This is a genomic window from Flaviflexus salsibiostraticola (assembly GCF_003952265.1).
GTDB classification, from domain to species: domain Bacteria; phylum Actinomycetota; class Actinomycetes; order Actinomycetales; family Actinomycetaceae; genus Flaviflexus; species Flaviflexus salsibiostraticola.
In genome coordinates this window covers 633,462-653,035 of sequence record NZ_CP034438.1, presented here as the reverse complement: position 1 = coordinate 653,035, position 19,574 = coordinate 633,462, and the positions used below count along the sequence as shown (strand labels likewise).

Genomic DNA, 19,574 nt, shown 5'->3' with positions numbered 1-19,574 from the left:
TATCCCTCAAGCAAAGGATTGACCAGAGGAATGTCTGCCCTCACCGCAAGTGTGAAAGATGAGCTGGTTGGAGTCGAAGCCAGCATGGCGTCTGCAGCCGTCGCCGAGATCGCGACCGTTTTTCGCTTCGCCGGCGGGATCCACATCAACTCTGGCCGAGTCACGCTCCAGGCCGAGCTCGGCCATGCCGGGACCGCCCGTCGTCTCCGTGACCTCGTCAACCGCACCTTCCGCGTCGATCCGGAGCTCCACACCGTCTCCAGCGGGGCTCGCGGGGCACATCATTACGTGGTCCGGATCGGTCGGGACGGCGAGCGGATCTCCCGCCGCATCGGTCTCATCGACACCTACGGGCGCCCGGTGCGCGGCCTGCCGCCCTCGATCATCGGCGGGTCAAAGGCCGACGCCGCCGCGGCGTGGCGCGGCGCCTTCCTCGCCCGCGGCGCGCTCCTCGAGCCGGGCCGGAACGCCGCCCTCGAGGTGATCTGCCCGGGCCTCGAGTCCGCCTACGCACTCGGCGGGCTCGCCCGTCGACTCGGTATCCCCTACCGCGCCCGCGAATCGAGGGGCGCGCATCGGGTCGATATTCGCGAAGGGGATGCGATCGCCGCCATGCTCACCCGCATGGGGGCGAATGACGCCGTCATCCGCTGGGAGGAGCTGCGCACTGAGCGAGAGGTGACCGGCACGGCCAACAGACTGGCGAACTTCGACGACGCGAACATGCGCCGCAGCGCCGACGCCGCCGTTGTCGCCGTCATCCGTGTCAGGCGCGCCTTCGAGATCCTCGGCGACGATCTTCCGGACAACCTGAGGGAGGCGGGCGAGTTCCGCATTCAATATCCTGAGGATTCCCTGAATCTTCTCGGGGAGAGGATGAGCCCCGTTGCGACGAAGGATGCCGTCGCGGGACGGCTCCGCAGGCTCAATACGATGGCCGATAAGAGGGCGGCAGAACTGGGCATTCCGTCGACTTTGGATGCGGTGAACGAACGGCGCCGCAGGCGACCTTCGCCGGGGGAGAAATAGTTCACCAATTCCCTCTGTCCCGTATGGAAACACCCCAAGGCTTGTATACTGAAACCTGGATCGGCCGACCTACGTCGACCGTGAAGGACGAAGCGGTTTGCTTCCCCACACCTATATCAAAATATGTGCGCTGAGCAGTGGCGCATGAGGAGGAATAGAGTGACTATTCGCGTTGGTATCAATGGATTTGGCCGCATCGGCCGCAACTTCACACGCGCAGTGCTCGAGACGGGTGCTGATATCGAGATCGTGGCCGTCAATGACCTGACCGACAACGACACGCTTGCACACCTGCTCAAGTACGACTCGATCCTCGGCGTTCTCAAGCAGGACGTCTCCGCCTCCGGTGACACCATCACCGTCGGCACCATGACCTTCAAGGCTCTCGAGGAGCGCGACCCCGCCAAGCTTCCGTGGGGCGAGCTGAACGTCGACATCGTCATCGAGTCGACCGGTCGCTTCACCGACGGCAACGCCGCCAAGGCCCACATCGAGGCAGGCGCCAAGAAGGTCATCCTCTCGGCCCCCGGCAAGAACGTGGATGCCACGTTCGTCATGGGTGTCAACGAGAAGGATTACGACCCCCAGAACCACAACATCGTCTCGAACGCGTCGTGCACGACGAACTGCCTCGCGCCGCTCGCGAAGGTTCTCCACGAAGAGTTCGGCATCGTCCGCGGCCTCATGACCACGGTCCACGCCTACACCGCTGACCAGAACCTGCAGGATGGCCCCCACAAGGACCTCCGCCGCGCCCGCGCAGCAGCGATGAACATCATCCCGACCTCGACGGGTGCAGCCCAGGCTGTCGCTCTCGTGCTCCCCGAGCTCAAGGGCAAGTTCGACGGCTACGCCCTCCGCGTCCCGGTCCCGACCGGCTCCGCCACCGACCTCACCTTCACCGCAGAGAAGGAGGTCTCTGTCGAGGCCGTCAACGCTGCGGTCAAGCGTCGCTCGCAGGATGAGGACCTCAAGGGCATCCTCGTCTACACCGAGGATCCGATCGTCTCGCAGGACATCGCCGGCGACCCGGCCTCCTCGATCTTCGACTCGGGCCTCACCAAGGTCATCGGCGATCAGGTCAAGGTTGTCTCCTGGTACGACAACGAGTGGGGCTACGCCAACCGCGTCGTCGACCTCACCGTCCTCATCGGCGAGAAGCTCTGATCATCAGGTAGTGAAGAACTGACGCCCGCGCACCCACACTCGGGGCGCGGGCGTCTTTCTTGGAAGGAAGAACATGAAGACTCTTGACTCCCTTGGGGATGTCCGCGGCAAGGTTGTCCTTGTCCGCTCCGATTTCAACGTGCCGCTCGACGGGGACACCATCACTGATGATGGCCGCATCCGCGCTGCACTGCCGACCCTGACCCGGCTCGCCGAGGCCGGCGCGAAGGTCCTCGTCATGGCCCACCTCGGCCGCCCGAAGGGCGAGCCGGATCCGAAGTACTCCCTCGCCCCCGTCGCCAAGCGTCTCGGTGAGCTCGTCGGCCACGACGTCGTCCTTGCTGAGGACACCGTCGGCGAGAGCGCGAAGAAGGTCGCCTCCGAACTGAAGGACGGCCAGATCGCCCTCGTCGAGAACGTGCGCTTCGATGCTCGCGAGACCTCGAAGGACGATGCTGAGCGCGCCGCCCTCGCGGACGAATACGCCAGCCTCGCCGACCTGTTTGTCTCGGACGGCTTCGGCGTCGTCCACCGCAAGCAGGCCTCCGTCTACGACATCGCCCAGAAGCTGCCCTCGGCAGCCGGCGAGCTCGTCTTCAAGGAGATCGACAGCCTCTCGAAGGCAACCGACAACCCCGAGCGCCCCTACGTCGTCATCCTCGGTGGCTCGAAGGTGTCCGACAAGCTCGGTGTCATCAAGAACCTCCTCGAGAAGGCCGACCGCCTCCTCATCGGCGGCGGCATGGCGTTCACGTTCCTCGAGGCGCAGGGCCACGGTGTCGGCTCCTCCCTCCTCGAGGAGGATCAGGTCGAGACCGTCAAGGGCTACCTCAAGACCGCCGAAGAGCGCGGTGTCGAGATCGTCCTGCCCGTCGACGTTGTCGTCGCTCCCGAGTTCAAGGCGGACGCACCCGCGACCGCCGTCGACGCGGACTCCATCCCGGATGATCAGATGGGCCTCGACATCGGCCCGAAGTCGGCCGAGCTCTATGCCTCGAAGATCGCCGATGCGAAGACGATCGTCTGGAACGGCCCCATGGGCGTCTTCGAGTTCGAGGCCTTCTCGGGCGGCACGAAAGCCGTCGCCCAGGCCATGTCCGACGCGTCGGGCTACACCATCGTCGGCGGCGGAGACTCCGCAGCCGCAGTTCGCACTCTCGGATTCGATGAGGCGACCTTCTCCCACATTTCCACCGGCGGTGGCGCTTCCCTCGAGTTCCTCGAGGGCAAGATCCTGCCGGGCATCTCGATCCTGGAGGGTTGATCATGGCACGCACGCCGCTCATGGCAGGCAACTGGAAGATGAACCTCAATCACCTTGAGGCGAATCAGCTCGTTCAGAAGCTCGCCTGGACACTGAAAGATATGAAGCACGACTACGCAGACGTCGAGGTTGTCGTCTGCCCGCCGTTCACGGACCTGCGCACCGTCCAGACCGTCGTCGACGCCGACAAGCTCGAGATCGGCTACGGCGCTCAGGACATGTCCGCCCACGATGGCGGCGCCTACACGGGCGAGATCTCGGCGTCGATGCTGACCGCGCTCGGCTGCACGTACGTCGTGCTCGGCCACTCGGAGCGTCGCGAGTACCACGACGAGTCCGATGAGCTCGTCAACGCGAAGACCGTCAAGGCGATCGCGGCGGGCCTCACGCCCATCGTCTGCGTCGGTGAGGGTCTCGATATCCGTAAGGCCGGTGACCAGGTCGCGTACACGCTCGCCCAGGTCGAGGGTGCGCTCAAGGACATCAAGGCTGAGAACGTCGAGAATCTCGTCATCGCCTATGAGCCCGTCTGGGCCATCGGCACCGGCGAGGTCGCCACGCCCGCCGACGCTCAGGAGGTCTGCGGAGCGATCCGTGAGAAGATCGCCGAGCTGTACGACCAGGAGACTGCGGACGCCGTCCGCATCCTCTACGGCGGGTCGGTCAAGTCGGACAACATCGCGGACATCATGGCAGAGAAGGACGTCGACGGCGCGCTCGTCGGTGGCGCGGCTCTCAAGGCTGACGAGTTCGCGAAGATTGTCCGCTTCAAGGGTTAGGTCGAGACCGACCCGCTCCTCTAGACTGGACGACGGACCGAAAGGACATCGTGGACATCATCAAATTGATCGTCACCATTCTGCTGGTGATCTCATCACTCCTGCTTGTACTCTCCATCCTGCTCCACAAGGGCAAGGGCGGCGGCGTCTCCGATATGTTCGGCGGCGGCATGTCGACAGCCATGCGGTCGTCGGGCGTTGCTGAGCGGAACCTCAACCGCATCACCGTCGGCATTGCAGTGACATGGGGTGTCTGCGTCATCCTCTACGGACTCATCGTCAAGTTCGCGTAGACGGCGCAAGCCTTCAGCTCCTCCCGGGCCCCGCCCGGGAGGAGCTTTTTCATGCCGCCTCGCCCCGTGCCCATAGCAGCCCGGCGGCGCATCGGAGCGGGGGAGGAGCGGTCCACCACCCGGTCCGCCGCAGAGACAGGGCGCCGACACCTCGAGTCCGTCGACGTGGCCCACGGGGACTCCTGGGTCCCCTGAACCTCCATGCGCCTGAGCGCCTCTGTCGACTGAGCGGTCAGATACAGATCGGCGGCGGACAGGAACACTCCCATCCGCCGCCGAACGTCTGGTCAGCAGCCGTCGATGACGCCGCTGCCGACTGCCTCGAGGACGTGGCCGTAGGCGACGTCGGGGTCGAGACGCTGGAGCTCCTCGATGAGGCGATGCTCCTGGGTGCGAGTCTCAAGATTGACCCGCTGATCCTGGCGGCCGGGCCGCTGGAGGAGGGCCGTCGTCTCGCCGACCCTGCGGTGCAGGATGAGATCGCCGGAGGCTCTCTTCATCGTCACCTTCTCAAGCCCATAGCCCTCGGAGTTGCTGATGGAGACCGGCACGTCGAGGCGCAGGGCAAGCCATGCGGAGATGAGGTAGGTTGACGCGTGCTCGAGTGAGCCCTGGACGGCGACGGCCTCGACCGGCTCGTAGGGCGGCTCGTCGAGCATGGCTGCCAGGTAGCCGCGCCACAGCGTGCACCCCGCCCAGCTCATGTCCGTGTCGCCGGGCGTGTAGTTCTTCGCCAGCTCCTTGAGCACCGGAACGGGGTTCGTGTTGGCGATCGAGTTCGAGATCCGCCGCTGGGCCAGCTGCCCGATCGGGTCCTTCGCCGGGTTCGCCGGCGCATCCTCGCTCCACCACACGACGACCGGGGTGTCGGGCAGGAGGAGGGGAAGGAGCAGGGAGGCCGGCTCGATACCGGCCCCGCCCTCGGGGCGGAGGATGATGACCTCGGAGACGCCTGCCTCGCCGCCTACCCGGAGCTCAGCCGACAGGGTCGCCTCGTGTGCGTCCGGCTGGCGGTCGGGCAGGTAGGCGATGATGCGGCAGGGGTGGGAGAGCGAGGCGCCATCCGCCGCATCGAGCGCGGCCTCGATCGACTCGTTGTTGCGGGCGACGACGATGAGGGTGAGGACCTTGCCGAGCGCAACGGACCCGGACTTATCCCGAAGGGAATCGAGCTCGGCTGCGACATCGGCAGACGTGGTCGATGACAGATGCAGGATCATCTAGGCCCTCCTCCAGGTGCGGCCGTCGCGGGCCAGCATCGCATCGGACGATGCCGGGCCCCACGACCCGGGCGCGTAGGTGTCGATTGTGTCGAGCGTGTCCCAGTGGGCGAAGGCCCTGTCGAGGATCTTCCACGACTCCTCAACCTCTTTCTGCTGAGGGAACAGCGGAGGCTCGCCGAGCAGGACGTCGAGGATGAGGCGCTCGTAGGCCTCAGGCGTGTATTCGGTGAAGGCGTGACCGTATGAGAAGTCCATCGTCACGTCGCGGACCTTGAATGTCTGGCCCGGGATCTTGACCCCGAACCTGAAGGTCACCCCTTCATCCGGCTGGATCCTGATGACGAGCGTGTTGTTCTCCTGGCCAGAGGTGACCCTCGGCTCAAAGGGGAGGAAGCTGGGCTTCTTGAACACGATCGCGATCTCGGTGACGCGGCGTGCGAGGCGCTTGCCGGTGCGGACATAGAACGGGACCCCGTTCCAGCGGCGCGTCCGGACGGCGAGTCGCAGCGCGGCGTACGTATCCGTCTTCGAATCGGGGTCGATGTTGTCCTCGTCGAGGTAGGCCTTGACGAACCTGCCGCCCTGCCAGCCCTCCGCGTACTGCGCCCGCACGGCCGATTCCTCGATCGGACCGAAGAAGTCGAGGGCCGCGAGGACCTTCTCCTTCTCCTGGCGCAGGTCGTCCGGGCTGAAGGTGACCGGCTCCTCCATCGCCGTCAGCGCAAGGAGCTGAAGGAGGTGGTTCTGGATGACGTCCTTCGCGGACCCGACACCGTCGTAGTAGCCGGCGCGGCTGCCGATGCCGATGTTCTCGGCCATCGTGATCTGGACGTGGTCGATGTGGTCGGAGTTCCACAGCGGCTCGTACAGCTCGTTCGAGAACCGCAGGCTCATGAGGTTCTGGACAGTCTCCTTGCCGAGGTAATGGTCGATCCGGAAGACATCCTTCGGATCGAAGACCTTCGTCACAAGATCGTTGAGCTCCCTCGACGACTCGAGGTTGTGCCCGAACGGCTTCTCGATGACGACCCGTCGCCACCCCTCCGCCGTGTCTGCCAGTCCCGCGCTGCCGAGCTGGGTCAGCACCGTCTCGAAGAGGTCCGGGGGCACCGCCAGGTAGAAGGCGTGGTTGCCGCCCGTGCCGTGATGGCTGTCGAGGTACCTCAGGCGCTCTGCGAGGCGCTTGAACGTGTCCGGGTCGTCGTACTGCCCTTCAACGGCCTCAAGGCCGGAGATGAACTGGGCGAAGACCCGCTCGTTGAATGGCGTCTGCGCGTTGTCGCGCACCGCCCGTTCGACGATGTCGGCCAACGGCTCCCGCAGCTTCCTCGCCACCGCGGTGATCGCGAACGAGGGAGGCAGGAGCCCGTGTGAGGCGAGGTCATAGAGTGCGGGCAGGACTTTGCGCTGCGAGAGATCACCGGTGATGCCGAAGAGCACGAGGCCCGAGGGCCCCGCGATCTTCGGCAGTCGGCGATCTTCGGCGTGCCGAAGTGGATTGGTCACGAGTCCAGTTTGTCCTTAACGGTCTCGAGAAGCGAGTTCCAGGACTCTTCGAACTTGGCGACGCCCTCCTCTTCGAGCTTATCGGTCACATCGGCCAGGCTGATGCCGGCCCGGGCGAGGTCAGCGAGGACCGTTCGGGCCTCGTCATAACCGCCGCGGACCGTATCGCCCCGGAGGACGGAACCGTCGAAGGCGGCGTTGAGCGTCGCCTCCGGCATGGTGTTGACGACGCCGCGGGTCACGAGCTCGTCGACGTAGAGGGTGGGGGAGTAGTCGGGGTTCTTCGTTCCCGTCGACGCCCACAGGGGACGCTGCCTGTTCGCGCCCTGCTCCGCGAGGTGCGTGAAGCGGGGCGAGGAGAAGATCTCCTCGTACGCCTCGAACATGAGGCGAGCGTTGGCGAGTGCCACCTTGCCGCGCAGGTCGAGGGCATCGCCGCCGACCTCCTCGAGCCTCTTGTCGACCTCCGCGTCGATGCGCGAGATGAAGACGGAGGCGACCGAGTGGATGGTGCTGAGGTCGATGCCCGCTTCAGCGGCCTGCTCAAGTCCATCGATGTAGGCCTCGGCGACCGCACGGTAGCGATCGAGCGAGAAGATGAGCGTGACGTTGACGGAGATGCCGGCGGCGATCGTCTGCGTGATCGCCGGCAGGCCCTCCGGTGTCGCCGGGATCTTGATGAGGGCGTTCGGACGATCGACGATCTCCCACAGGCTCTTCGCCTGTTCGACCGTCGCGTCCGTCTCCCGCGCGAGACGCGGGTCGACCTCGATCGATACCCGGCCGTCCTCGCCGCCCGTCGCCGAGTAGATCTCGGCGAACAGATCGCAGGCGGCGCGGACGTCGTCCGTCGTCATCGCTTCGACAGCCTTCTCCGCCGAGCCGCCCGCGAATGAGGCGAGCTGCTCCTCGTAGCCGTCGCCGGCGGAGATCGCGGCCTGGAAGATGGACGGGTTCGTCGTCACGCCGACGACGCTCTTCTCTTCGATGAGCGACTGGAGGTTCCCGGTCGTCAGCCGTGACCTCGACAGGTCATCGAGCCAGATCGAGACGCCCTCGTCGGAGAGCTTCTTCAGGTTGGTCATCGTTCCTCCTCAGAGAGAGGCCAGCGACTCGCGCGCGGCCTCGACAACGGCCTCGGCCGTGATGTTGAACTTCTCGAACAGGAGCGCGCCATCGGCCGACGCACCGTAGTGGTCGATGCCGACGCTGCGGCCGTGGTCGCCGACGATGCCGGCCCAGCCGAAGGTGGAGCCCGCCTCGACCGAGACGCGAGCCTTGACGTCGGTCGGGATGACCGAGTTGCGGTACTCCGCGTCCTGCTCGTTGAACCACTCGAGCGAGGGCATCGAGACGACGCGCGCACCGACACCATCGGCCGCGAGGGTCTCCTGTGCCTTGACGGCGAGCTGGACCTCGGAGCCGGTGGCGATGAGGACGACGTCGACGGAACCCGTCGGCGACTCGGACAGGACGTAGGCGCCCTTGAGGACACCCTCTGCTGAACCGAACTTCTCACGGTCGTAGACGGGCAGACCCTGGCGGGACAGGATGAGGCCGGCCGGACGATCGTTGCGCTCGATGATGCCGCGCCACGCGTAGGCCGTCTCGTTGGCGTCCGCGGGGCGGACGACGTCGAGACCCGGGATCGCACGGAGCGCCCACAGGTGCTCGATCGGCTGGTGCGTGGGGCCGTCCTCGCCGACGCCGATGGAGTCGTGCGACCAGACGAAGGTCGACGGGGCTCCCATGAGGGCCGCGAGACGGACCGAGGGGCGCATGTAGTCGGAGAAGACGAGGAACGTACCGCCGTAGGGGCGGGTCATGCCCTGGAGGGCGATGCCGTTGAGGATCGCTCCCATCGCGTGCTCACGGATGCCGAAGTGGAGGGTGCGGCCGAAGATGTTGCCGGGGAACATCTCGGACTGACGGTCCTCGGGCAGGAACGAGGCCTCGCCCTTCATCGTCGTGTTGTTCGAGCCGGCGAGGTCGGCGGAGCCGCCCCACAGCTCGGGAAGGACGGGGGCCAGTGCGTTGAGCACGGCGCCCGATGCTGCGCGGGTGGCGAGAGCCTTGTCCGAGCCGAACACCGGCAGGGAGTCCTCCCAGCCCGCGGGCAGCTCGCCCTTGACGAGACGGTCGAACAGCTCGCCGCGCTCGCCGGCGGTCTCGCGCCACGCGTCGAAGCGCTGCTGCCAGGACTGGCGGGCCTCGGCGGCACGCGTCTTGGCGTTCTCACGCGTGTAGGCGAGAACCTCATCATCGACCTGGAAGTCCTTGTCGACGTCGAAGCCGATGGCCTCCTTGAGGCCCTTGATCTCGTCGGCGCCGAGTGCGGAGCCGTGTGCTGCGCCGGTGCCCTGCGCGGTCGGGGAGGGCCAGGCGATGATCGTCGAGAGGCGGATCATCGACGGCTTGTCGGTGACCTTCTGAGCCTCGAGGATTGCGTTGTAGAGGGCCTCGGGGTCCTCCTTGTAGTCGCCGCCGTTGGTCCAGTCGACGTGCTGGGTGTGCCAGCCGTACGCGGCGTAGCGGGCGAGGACGTCCTCGTTGAAGGCGATGTTTGTGTCGTCCTCGATCGAGATGCGGTTGTCGTCCCAGATGACGATGAGGTTGCCCAGGCGCTGGGTGCCCGCGAGCGACGAGGCCTCAGAGGTGACGCCCTCCTGCAGGTCGCCGTCGCCGGCGATGACGTAGACGAAGTGGTCGAACGGCGACTCGCCGAGAGCGGTCTCCGGGTCGAAGAGGCCGTGCTCGCGGCGGGTGGCGTAGGCGAAGCCGACGGAGGACGCGAGGCCCTGGCCGAGCGGGCCGGTCGTGATCTCGATGCCGTCCGTGTGGCCGTATTCGGGGTGGCCGGGGGTCTTCGAGTCCCAGGAGCGCAGGGCCGCGATGTCCTCAACCTCGAGCCCGTAGCCGGTCAGGAAGAGCTGGTTGTAATGCGTGAGGGAGGAGTGACCGGCCGACATGATGAAGCGGTCGCGGCCGACCCAGCGGGGCTCGGCGGGATCGTGGCGCATGACCTTGTTGAACAGGACGTAGGCGGCGGGGGCCAGGGAGATGGCGGTGCCCGGGTGGCCGTTGCCGGCCTTCTGGACCGCATCGGCAGCAAGGGCTCGCGTAGTATCGACTGCTCGCTGATCGAGGTCGGTCCAGGTAAAGGTATGAGAATCCACTATGACTCCTAGTGATGCGATCGTGTTGGGCGATTGACTCCAGTCTAGACTGCCCCGGCCTGGGCCCTTCTTTCTATCTCGAAAATTTCGGCGAATGGGGCAGGCCTCACGATCCGCAGACGGGTCGAAGGTCCCGGCGTGGTCTCGCATTCCTTGATATGGCCGAAAGCGGCGCCCATGCGATAGAGTGGGCCACCAGTGTTCGCGAAAAGGTGGTCTGAGTGAGTCAGCGGTCGACGTCCAGCCTGGAGACAGCAACGGCATCGGAGGAGACGACTCCGCAGCCCCTCCATCCCCATCGCGGGAGGCGCTCGACGATCGCCGCGTATGTCGCCCTGACGAAGCCGAGGATCATCGAGCTTCTGCTGACGACGACGATCCCCACCGTCATCCTCGCAGCGGGCGGATGGCCGAGTTGGCAGGTCCTCGTCTCCTGCGTCCTCTTCGGCTACCTCGCCGCCGGGTCGGCCAACGCCTACAACATGGTGCTCGATCGGGACATCGACGCGGTCATGAACCGCACGAAGCAGCGTCCGCTCGTCACCGGCGAGATCTCGCCGCGCAGCGCCACGATCTTCGCGACCGCCATCGGCATCCTCTCGATCGTCGGCTTCGTGATCTTCACGAACTGGCTCGCCGGGGCGCTCGCCGCCGTCGCGATCCTCCTCTACGTCGTCCTCTATACGATGATCCTCAAGCGCCGCACGGACCAGAACATCATCTGGGGCGGCGCGGCGGGCTGTATGCCGGTCCTCATCGCGTGGGCCGCACAGACGGGCACACTCGACTGGCCGGCCGCCATTCTCTTCCTCATCATCTTCTTCTGGACCCCGCCGCACTACTGGCCGCTGTCGATGAAGTTCGCGAAGGACTACCGCAGGGCGGGCGTGCCCATGCTCGGCGCCGTCGCCGACGATGTGACAGTCAGCCGCCGCATCGTCCTCTACGGCGGACTCACAGTCCTCACCACGCTCGCGCTCATCCCCATCGCCTCAATGGGACTGCTGTACTCGATCGCTGCGATCGCCTCGGGAGCCTGGTTCCTCTGGTCGTGCATTGATCTCTACCGCCACACGAGGCAGCCCGAGCTGGGCCGGCCGAAGGCGATGAAGGTGTTCCACGGCTCGATCTACTACCTGGCGATCGTCTTCCTCGCGATCGCGATCGACCCCTTCCTCGTGTGAGGGTCCAGCGGGCGATCTCGGGCTACCTCGATTGGATCGCCGTCGAGCGCTCGCTCTCCCGCAACACGGTGAGCGCCTACTCGCGCGATCTCGAGCGCTACCTCACCTACCTGTCGACCCTCGGCATCGATGCCCTCGACGACATCGACGCCGCCGATGCTGCGGGTTTCTCCGAATTCTTGGCGGATGAGGGGCTCTCCCGCTCCTCGATCGCCCGGACGCTGACGGCCGTCCGCTCCTTCCATCGCTTCTGCACGTCGGAGGGTTGGACGCAGAGCAGTCCCGCCCGCGACCTCACCCTCCCAAAGCAGGACAGGCGCCTGCCCAAGCCGATCACGATCGAGCAGGTGACGGCACTCATCGAGGCGGCAGGCGCACAGGACCCGCCGGTCGGTCCGCGGGACGCCGCTCTCATCGAGCTCCTCTATGGCACCGGCGCCCGCATCACCGAGGCGCTCAGCCTCGACGTCGACGACGTCGACACAGAGGGCGGCTCGGTCCGTCTGTTCGGCAAGGGCAATAAGGAGCGGATCGTGCCCCTCGGTTCCTACGCGGTCGAGGCGGTGAGCGCCTACCTCGTGCGGGCGCGCCCCGCGCTCGGCCAGAAGGGCCGGGGCACCCCCCGTCTCTTCCTCAATCTTCTCGGCCGGCCCCTGTCGCGCCAGTCGGCGTGGGCCGTCATCCAGGACGCCGCCGCCCGTGCCGGCATCGAGGAGCACATCTCCCCGCACACGCTCCGCCACTCCTACGCGACGCATCTGCTGTCGGGCGGCGCCGACATCCGTGTCGTCCAGGAGCTGCTCGGACACGCCTCCGTGACGACCACACAGATCTACACGGCCGTCACCATCGAGACTCTGCGCGAGACATACGCGATCTCACACCCTCGCGCACGGAGCAGGGATTGATTCGCTATTGTTGAGGGGTGACCGAGAACCCCAAGCAGCCTCCGCTCATCAGCGACCCGACCGGCGACGACTTCCCGTACCCGCCGGATTTGGACGGGCACGGGCCGGCCCGCATCATCGCCATGTGCAACCAGAAGGGCGGCGTCGGCAAGACGACGACGTCCATCAATCTCGCGGCTGCGCTCGCTGAGTATGGCCGTCGGGTCCTCCTCGTCGACTTCGACCCGCAGGGGGCGGCCTCCGCCGGCCTCGGCATCAACGCACGCGGCCTCGACCGCACGATCTACACGGAACTGCTCGCCGCCAAGCCGAACATCGACGAGATCATCCACGAGACCTCGGTCGACGGCCTCGACCTCGTACCCGCGAACATTGATCTGTCGGCCGCGGAGATCCAGCTCGTCACGGAGGTCGGCAGGGAGCAGACGCTCGCCCGGGTGCTGCGCCCCGTCATGGACGACTACGACGTCATCATCATCGACTGCCAGCCCTCACTCGGCCTGCTGACCGTCAACGCGCTCACGGCCGCCCACGGCGTCCTCATCCCCCTCGAGGCCGAATACTTCGCCATGAGGGGCGTCGCGCTCCTCGTCGAACAGATCGAACGCGTCACCGAGCGCCTTAACCCGAAGCTGCGCCTCGACGGTGTGCTGCTCACGATGGTCGACATGCGGACCCTCCACTCTCGCGAGGTCATCGCCTCGGTCGAAGAGGGCTTCGGCGACAAGGTGTTCAACACAAAGATCGCCCGCACGGTCAAGTTCCCGGATGCGACGATCGCGGCGGAGCCGATCACGTCGTACGCCCCCTCCCACCCCGGCGCGCACGCCTACCGCCGGCTCGCCCGTGAAGTCATCGCCCGCGGCCACAGTGCGTAGACAGGAGACTCTCTTCGAGACCGAGGGGACCCTCGGATTCGACGTCAGCCTCGACATCTTCTCCGGCCCCTTCGACGTTCTTCTCTCCCTCATCGCCAAGCGGCGTCTCGACATCACCGACGTCGCACTCGCCGAGGTGACCGACGAGTTCCTCGCCCACGCCCGGGCGCGGGCGGAGATGGACCTCTCGCAGGCGAGCGAGTTCCTCCTCATCGCCTCGACACTCCTCGCACTCAAGGCCGCCCGGCTCCTGCCGAGCGAGCAGGACGACGACGAGGATCTTGAGCTGCTCGAGGCCCGCGATCTTCTCTTCGCGAAACTCCTCCAGTACAAGGCCTACAAAGACCTCGCGGTCCTCATCACCCGCACGCTCGCGGAGAATTCCCTCGCGGTGCCCCGCGACGTGCCGCTCGAGCAGGAGTTCGCGGCCCTCATGCCCGAGATCGACCTTCGGATCACTCCGGAGGGGCTCGCGGTCCTGGCGCGCCGCGCCCTCGAGCGCGACACGTCGACCCCCGAGATCCGCCTCGACCATCTCCATGCCCCGCTCGTCTCCGTCGACTCCCAGGTCGAGGTCCTCAGGGTCCGGCTCGCCGGCCGGGGGGCCGTCACCTTCAGAGAGCTCTGCGACGATGCTCCGAGCGCGGCCGCCGTTGTCGCCCGATTCCTCGCCGTGCTCGAGCTGCTGAGACAGAGGTCTGTCGACATCCGCCAGGACGCGGCACTGTCAGAACTGGAGGTCCTATGGACAGCGTGAACCTCGACCAGGCCGAGCTCGACGCGAGGCGCCCGGGCGCCTCCGAGGACACGCCCCTCGAGGCGGGGGAGGTCTCCAGTGGAGAGCTGCGGGAGGTCCTCGAGGCGATCCTCATGGTCGTGACCGAGCCGGTCTCCACGCGGCACCTGTCCCAGGTGCTCGGCGTGCCCGAGTCACTGATTGATCGTCAGCTGCGGGCGCTCGCGGCCGACTATCGCGGCGAGACGGGCACACGGCGCGGTTTCGAGCTGCGTGAGGCGGGGGAGGGGTGGCGGATCTACTCCTCGCCCCGGCTTGCGGACGCCGTTGCGGCATTTGTCACGTGGGGACAGTCATCACGCCTCTCGGGCCCCGCGCTCGAGACTCTCGCCGTCATCGCCTACCGCCAGCCCGTCACCCGCTCCCAGATCGCCGAGATCCGCGGCGTCAACGTCGACGGCGTCGTGCGGACCCTCACAACCCGGGGCCTCATCGAGCCCACCGGTCAGGAGGGCAGTGGCGCCGTCCTGTATGGTACTACTGGATATTTTCTTGAGAAAATGGGGATGACGTCGCTTGCGGAACTGCCGCCGACGGCCCCGCACCTGCCAGAGCTCGATGAGCTGGATGAGATGGAGAAGGATCGACGATGAGCGAACAGGGCGAGCGGCTGCAGAAGGCGATGGCGCATGCCGGCGTGGGTTCACGTCGCGCCTGCGAAGAGATGATTGAACGGGGCCGCGTCTCTGTCGACGGGAAGACCGTGACGAGGCTCGGCACCCGGGTGATGCCCGGCCAGGTGATCCGGGTCGATGGTGAGCGCGTGACGTTCGACGAGTCGAAGGTGACGATTGCGCTGCACAAGCCGGCCGGCGTCGTCTCGACGATGGAGGACGACATGCGCAGGCCGTCGCTGGCCCAGTACGTCGAGGACCGCACCGAGCGCCTCTACCACGTCGGCAGGCTTGACCAGGAGACCGAGGGCCTCATCCTTCTCTCGAACGATGGCGAGCTCACGCACCGTCTCACCCACCCGTCCTACGAGGTGCCCAAGACGTACGTCGCCACGGTGGAGGGCCAGGTCAACCGCACCCTTCAGCGCACCCTCGAGAACGGCGTCAACCTCGAGGAGGGCCTCGTCAAGGCCGATGCGGTCAAGATCATCGAGATGGGCCTGCCGAACTCGATCGTCGAGATCACCCTGCATTCCGGCGCGAACCGCGTCGTGCGCCGCATGTTTGAGGCGGCGGGCCTTCCCGTCGTCCGGCTCGTCCGGACCTCCTTCGGCACCATCACCCTCGGCAGGCTCAAGCCGGGCCGCACGCGTATCGTCGGGGGCAGCGAGCTCGGTGCCCTCATGAAATCGGTCGACCTGTGATCATTCGGATCATCGGCACGGGGCTGCTGGGCACCTCACTCGGTCTCGCACTGTCCCCTCGGCACGAGATCCAGCTTGAGGATGCGTCGCCGATGACTGCCGCACTCGCGCAGGACCTCGGCGCGGGCACGGAGGTCACCGACGAGTCGGCGGCCCCCGATCTCGTCATCGTCGCGACACCGCCCGACGTCGCGGCCGATACCGTCAACCGCGCGCTCACGGACTTCCCGGATGCCCTCGTCACCGACGTCGCCTCCGTCAAGGCCATTGTTCTCGCCGAGGTCGGTTCCGGCAGGGAGCGCTACGTCGGCTCCCATCCCATGGCAGGACGGGAACGCTCCGGCGCGATCGCCGCCGATGGGGACCTTTTCATCGGCCGGCCCTGGGTTGTCGTCCCGCACGAGACCTCGCGCCCGGACGCCGTCGAGACGGTCAAGCGGATCGCCATGGAGGTCGGCGGATTCCCGATCGAGATGAGCGCGGCCGCCCACGACAGCGCGGTCGCCCGCGTCTCCCACGTGCCGCAGCTCATGTCCTCCCTCGTCGCCGCGACCCTCGTCGATGCGCCGCCGTCGAGCCTCGACCTGGCGGGACAGGGACTGCGCGACGTCACCCGCATCGCAGGCTCCGATCCGAAGCTCTGGTCGACGATCATCGCCGGCAACCCGAGCTCCGTCGCCGACATCCTTCGAGAGGTCCGCTCCCGCCTCGACTCCCTCATCGACGGGGTCGAGACCATGGCGGAGCAGAACGCCTACACCGGTGTCGCGAGCGTCGCGAAGGTCATCAGCGACGGCAATATCGGCGTCTCCCGCATTCCCGGCAAGCACGGCGGCGCGCCGGTCCGCTACGCGACCGTCTACGTGCTCGTGCCCGACAAGCCGGGCGAGCTCGGCCGGCTCTTCACCGAGGCCGGTGAGATCGGCGTCAACATCGAAGATCTCACGCTCGAGCATTCGGCTGCGCAGCCCGTCGGCCGCGCGGCGATCAGCGTCAACCCGTCCCGGGCGAAGCCGCTCGCCGACGGGCTCGAGGAGCGGGGCTGGACAATCGCCTCGGTTGAGATGGAGGAGAGCTGATGTCGACGACGATCGCCATCGACGGGCCGTCCGGCTCGGGCAAGTCCACCGTGTCGAAGGAGGTGGCCCGCCGCAACGGCCTCGCCTACCTCGACACCGGCGCGATGTATCGCGCCGCGACCTGGTGGGTGCTCGACCAGCGCATCGACCCGGCCGATGAGGATGCCGTCATCGCGGCCGTGCGGGAGATGCCGCTGACGGTCCCCGTCGACCCCGACGACCAGGTCATCCTCTGCGCCGGCCACGACATCACCGATGCCATCCGCACCCCCGAGCTCTCCCGCGTCGTCTCGAGGGTCTCCTCCTACTTTCCCGTGCGCGACATCCTCATCGCCCTCCAGCGCGACATCATCGCCGCCGAGGGCGAGCCCGACTCGTATTCGCACGGCCGCGGCATCGTCGCTGAGGGCCGGGACATCACGACCGTCGTCAAGCCGGACGCCGACCTCCGGGTCCTGCTGACCGCCTCCGAGGAGGCGCGTCTCGCCCGCCGCGCGAAAGAGCTCGTCGGCACCGTCGACGCCGTGACGATCGAGAAGACGCGCGGTATCGTATCCGAACGGGACAGGCAGGATTCTGCCGTCACACAGTTCCTGGAGGCCGCTGATGGGGTCTTCACCATTGACTCCTCGACCATGTCGATCTCCGACGTCGTCGAGACTATTGAGAACCTCGCCGGGAGGGTCACATGACCGATGACCAGACAGAGGCGCTTCGCAGCGCACTCGACCAGTACGACCTCACGGAGGAGGATCTCGCCGAGCTCGAATGGCGAGAGGAGGGTCCCACCCGCACCGAACGGCCGCTGCCGCCGGTCCTCGCGATCATCGGCCGACCCAACGTCGGCAAGTCGACGCTCATCAACCGCATCCTCGGCAAGCGCGTCGCCGTCGTCCAGGACACCCCGGGCGTCACCCGGGACCGGGTGCGCTACGAGGCGTCGTGGAACGGTCGGGACTTCATCGTCGTCGATACGGGTGGATGGGAGGTCAAGGTCGAGGGACTCGACCTGTCGGTCGCCCAGCAGGCTGAGGCCGCCATCGAGCAGGCGGATGCCGTGCTCTTCGTCGTCGATGCCACGGTCGGCGCGACGGCGACCGATGAGGAGGTCGTCAAGCTCCTGAGAGCCTCTGGTAAGCCGGTCATCCTCGCCGCCAACAAGGTGGATTCGCAGATGCAGGAGGCTGATGCGGCCTACCTGTGGGCCCTCGGACTCGGTGAGCCCTATCCCGTCTCCGCCCTTCACGGCCGTGCGTCCGGCGATCTGCTCGACCGCGTCATGGAGGTCCTTCCCGAGGTGTCCCAGGTCGGCGGACGCCGCATCGACCGCGGCACCCGCCGCGTCGCCCTCGTCGGCCGCCCGAACGTCGGCAAGTCCTCGCTCCTCAACCGACTGGCGGGGGAGGAGCGCGTCGTCGTCAACGAGATCGCCGGGACGACGCGTGACCCGGTCGATGAGCGGATCGAGCTCGACGGTGAGGCGTGGACCTTCATCGACACCGCCGGCATCCGCCGCCGCGTCCACCAGACGACCGGGGCGGACTATTACGCCTCCCTGCGCACCCAGAGCGCGATCGAGAAGGCCGACATCGGCCTCGTTCTGCTCGACGCCTCGGAGCCGCTGACGGAGCAGGATGTCCGCGTCATCCAGCAGGTCGTCGATGCCGGGCGGGCCCTCGTCATCATCGCGAACAAGTGGGACCTTGTCGACGTCGATCGTCAGGAGGAGTTCAACCGGGAGCTCGAGCGTGAGCTCGTCCAGCTGAGCTGGGCGCAGCGCGTCAACCTGTCGGCGCTGACCGGCTGGCACACGAATCGGCTGTCGAAGGCGATGAACGCAGCGTACGAGAACTGGCATCGCCGGATCAGCACCGCGAAGCTCAACAGCTTCCTCGGCGAGCTGTCGGCCGCCCATCCGCACCCCGTGCGCGGCGGCAAGCAGCCCCGCATCCTCTTCGCCACGCAGGCGTCGAGCTGCCCGCCGAGGTTCGTCATCTTCACGACCGGGTTCCTCGACCACGGTTACCGCCGCTTCATCGAGAACCGGCTCCGCGAGTCCTTCGACTTCGCGGGAACCCCAATCGAGATCTCAGTCCGAGTCCGAGAACGACGGAAGAGGAGCTAGACGATGAGGCTGCTCAAGGCGCTTGTGCGCCGACCCTCTCCCAATCACCAGAACGGCCTGCTCACGCACCTCAAGCGCGAGGAGACCGACCCGGCTCTTGCTCTCGCTCAGTGGGAGGACTACTGCGAGATCCTCCGTGACTACACCGAGGTCATCGAGGTCGAGCCTGCCCCGAACTACGCCGACTCTGTCTACATTGAGGACACGGCCTTCGTCTACGGGAACACGGCCGTCATGACGAAGCTCCGCTACCCCTCGCGCCAGCCTGAGCATGCGGCCGTGGCCGAGACGCTCGAGGGATTGGGTTTTGAGATGAAGAGGTTGGCCGACTGGGCCTACCTCGAGGGCGGCGACATCCTCAAGTTCGATGACACGGTCTGGGTCGGCCTGTCGACGCGGTCGGATATGGAGGGGGTCGAGTGGCTCGGGAAGGCTCTCGCCGCATACGAGCCGACGATCATCCCCGTCCCCGTTCAGCACGCCCTTCACCTCAAGTCCGCCATCACGGCGCTGCCCGATGGCACGTTCCTCGCCCATCCCGCCTACGCCCCGCCGGAGTCCTACTTCCCGGGATATCGCAGGACCCCCGAATTCGAAGGCTCGCAGGTCGTCCTGCTCGGTGGCGACACGGTCCTCATGTCCGCATCCGCCCCTCAGACAGAGGCGATGCTCAAGGCCGATGGCTTCGATGTCATCACCACCCCGATGACGGAGTTCGAGAAGACGGAAGGCTGCGTCACCTGCCTCTCGATCCGAATCCGCGAATGAGTGGCGACGACCACCCTTCTGAGGGCCGGTCGGATTGGAGATTCCGCGTCGGCGTGGGCTAATCTTGAGAAGTCGCGAAAG

At 66.6% G+C, this 19,574-nt stretch carries 19 protein-coding genes; 15 read left to right on the top strand and 4 right to left on the bottom strand.

The features are described 5' to 3' along the window. The first annotated feature begins 30 nt into the window (after positions 1–30). The 5 genes from whiA to secG all read left to right on the top strand — a co-directional run bounded on the left by whiA (position 31) and on the right by secG (position 4,532). A complete protein-coding gene (whiA, locus tag EJO69_RS03085) occupies positions 31–1,029 on the top strand; it encodes a DNA-binding protein WhiA (protein ID WP_126039091.1) in 999 nt (332 codons plus the stop codon). Positions 1,030–1,188: 159 nt separating this feature from the next. Next, the gene (gene gap / locus EJO69_RS03080) at positions 1,189–2,196 is read left to right on the top strand and encodes a type I glyceraldehyde-3-phosphate dehydrogenase (RefSeq protein WP_126039088.1); all 1,008 of its coding nucleotides are present in this window, start codon (positions 1,189–1,191) and stop codon (positions 2,194–2,196) included. Positions 2,197–2,269: 73 nt separating this feature from the next. Beyond that, positions 2,270–3,460 carry a phosphoglycerate kinase gene (locus EJO69_RS03075; protein WP_126039085.1) on the top strand — a complete coding sequence of 397 codons (1,191 nt, stop codon included), beginning with the start codon at positions 2,270–2,272 and terminating at the stop codon, positions 3,458–3,460. 2 nt (positions 3,461–3,462) lie between these two features. Further along, positions 3,463–4,239: a triose-phosphate isomerase gene (tpiA, locus tag EJO69_RS03070; RefSeq protein WP_211331481.1), complete on the top strand. Its 777-nt coding sequence runs from the start codon at positions 3,463–3,465 to the stop codon at positions 4,237–4,239. 50 nt (positions 4,240–4,289) lie between these two features. Next, positions 4,290–4,532, top strand: coding sequence for a preprotein translocase subunit SecG (gene secG / locus EJO69_RS03065; RefSeq protein WP_126039082.1), 243 nt, complete (start codon positions 4,290–4,292; stop codon positions 4,530–4,532). A 287-nt stretch (positions 4,533–4,819) separates the two neighbouring features. Here the strand turns inward: secG and EJO69_RS03060 are convergent, their stop codons facing one another. Genes EJO69_RS03060 through tkt form a run of 4 tightly spaced genes read right to left on the bottom strand, consistent with a single transcriptional unit; the run spans position 4,820 to position 10,437 of the window. Further along, positions 4,820–5,752: a glucose-6-phosphate dehydrogenase assembly protein OpcA gene (locus EJO69_RS03060; protein ID WP_126039079.1), complete on the bottom strand. Its 933-nt coding sequence runs from the start codon at positions 5,750–5,752 to the stop codon at positions 4,820–4,822. After that, on the bottom strand, positions 5,753–7,261 hold the full coding sequence (gene zwf / locus EJO69_RS03055; RefSeq protein ID WP_126039076.1) for a glucose-6-phosphate dehydrogenase: 1,509 nt from the start codon (positions 7,259–7,261) through the stop codon (positions 5,753–5,755). After that, positions 7,258–8,346: a transaldolase gene (gene tal / locus EJO69_RS03050; RefSeq protein ID WP_126039074.1), complete on the bottom strand. Its 1,089-nt coding sequence runs from the start codon at positions 8,344–8,346 to the stop codon at positions 7,258–7,260. Before tal ends, zwf begins: the two co-directional genes overlap by 4 nt. 9 nt (positions 8,347–8,355) lie before the next feature. Next, a complete protein-coding gene (tkt, locus tag EJO69_RS03045; RefSeq protein ID WP_245993737.1) occupies positions 8,356–10,437 on the bottom strand; it encodes a transketolase in 2,082 nt (693 codons plus the stop codon). 221 nt (positions 10,438–10,658) lie between these two features. Between tkt and EJO69_RS03040 the strand changes: the two genes are divergently transcribed. Genes EJO69_RS03040 through EJO69_RS02995 form a run of 10 tightly spaced genes read left to right on the top strand, consistent with a single transcriptional unit; the run spans position 10,659 to position 19,493 of the window. Further along, positions 10,659–11,621 carry a heme o synthase gene (locus tag EJO69_RS03040; protein ID WP_126039069.1) on the top strand — a complete coding sequence of 321 codons (963 nt, stop codon included), beginning with the start codon at positions 10,659–10,661 and terminating at the stop codon, positions 11,619–11,621. Further along, the gene (xerD, locus tag EJO69_RS03035) at positions 11,618–12,529 is read left to right on the top strand and encodes a site-specific tyrosine recombinase XerD (protein ID WP_245993736.1); all 912 of its coding nucleotides are present in this window, start codon (positions 11,618–11,620) and stop codon (positions 12,527–12,529) included. Before EJO69_RS03040 ends, xerD begins: the two co-directional genes overlap by 4 nt. A gap of 17 nt (positions 12,530–12,546) precedes the next feature. After that, positions 12,547–13,407 (top strand): ParA family protein, encoded by an 861-nt coding sequence (locus EJO69_RS03030; protein ID WP_425454735.1) that lies wholly within the window; start codon positions 12,547–12,549, stop codon positions 13,405–13,407. After that, positions 13,400–14,164 carry a segregation and condensation protein A gene (locus EJO69_RS03025; protein ID WP_164519852.1) on the top strand — a complete coding sequence of 255 codons (765 nt, stop codon included), beginning with the start codon at positions 13,400–13,402 and terminating at the stop codon, positions 14,162–14,164. The genes EJO69_RS03030 and EJO69_RS03025 overlap by 8 nt, the downstream gene beginning before the upstream one ends. Next, entirely contained in the window at positions 14,152–14,796 is a 645-nt protein-coding gene (scpB, locus tag EJO69_RS03020; protein ID WP_126039063.1) for an SMC-Scp complex subunit ScpB, read from the top strand. The genes EJO69_RS03025 and scpB overlap by 13 nt, the downstream gene beginning before the upstream one ends. Continuing rightward, positions 14,793–15,521, top strand: coding sequence for a pseudouridine synthase (locus EJO69_RS03015; protein WP_126039061.1), 729 nt, complete (start codon positions 14,793–14,795; stop codon positions 15,519–15,521). The genes scpB and EJO69_RS03015 overlap by 4 nt, the downstream gene beginning before the upstream one ends. Then, on the top strand, positions 15,518–16,600 hold the full coding sequence (locus EJO69_RS03010) for a prephenate dehydrogenase (RefSeq protein WP_245993734.1): 1,083 nt from the start codon (positions 15,518–15,520) through the stop codon (positions 16,598–16,600). The genes EJO69_RS03015 and EJO69_RS03010 overlap by 4 nt, the downstream gene beginning before the upstream one ends. Further along, positions 16,600–17,292, top strand: coding sequence for a (d)CMP kinase (gene cmk / locus EJO69_RS03005; protein WP_126039056.1), 693 nt, complete (start codon positions 16,600–16,602; stop codon positions 17,290–17,292). Before EJO69_RS03010 ends, cmk begins: the two co-directional genes overlap by 1 nt. Continuing rightward, entirely contained in the window at positions 17,289–18,725 is a 1,437-nt protein-coding gene (der, locus tag EJO69_RS03000) for a ribosome biogenesis GTPase Der (protein WP_126039053.1), read from the top strand. The genes cmk and der overlap by 4 nt, the downstream gene beginning before the upstream one ends. Before the next feature lie 3 nt (positions 18,726–18,728). After that, entirely contained in the window at positions 18,729–19,493 is a 765-nt protein-coding gene (locus EJO69_RS02995; RefSeq protein ID WP_126039050.1) for a dimethylarginine dimethylaminohydrolase family protein, read from the top strand. The last annotated feature ends 81 nt before the right edge of the window (positions 19,494–19,574 follow it).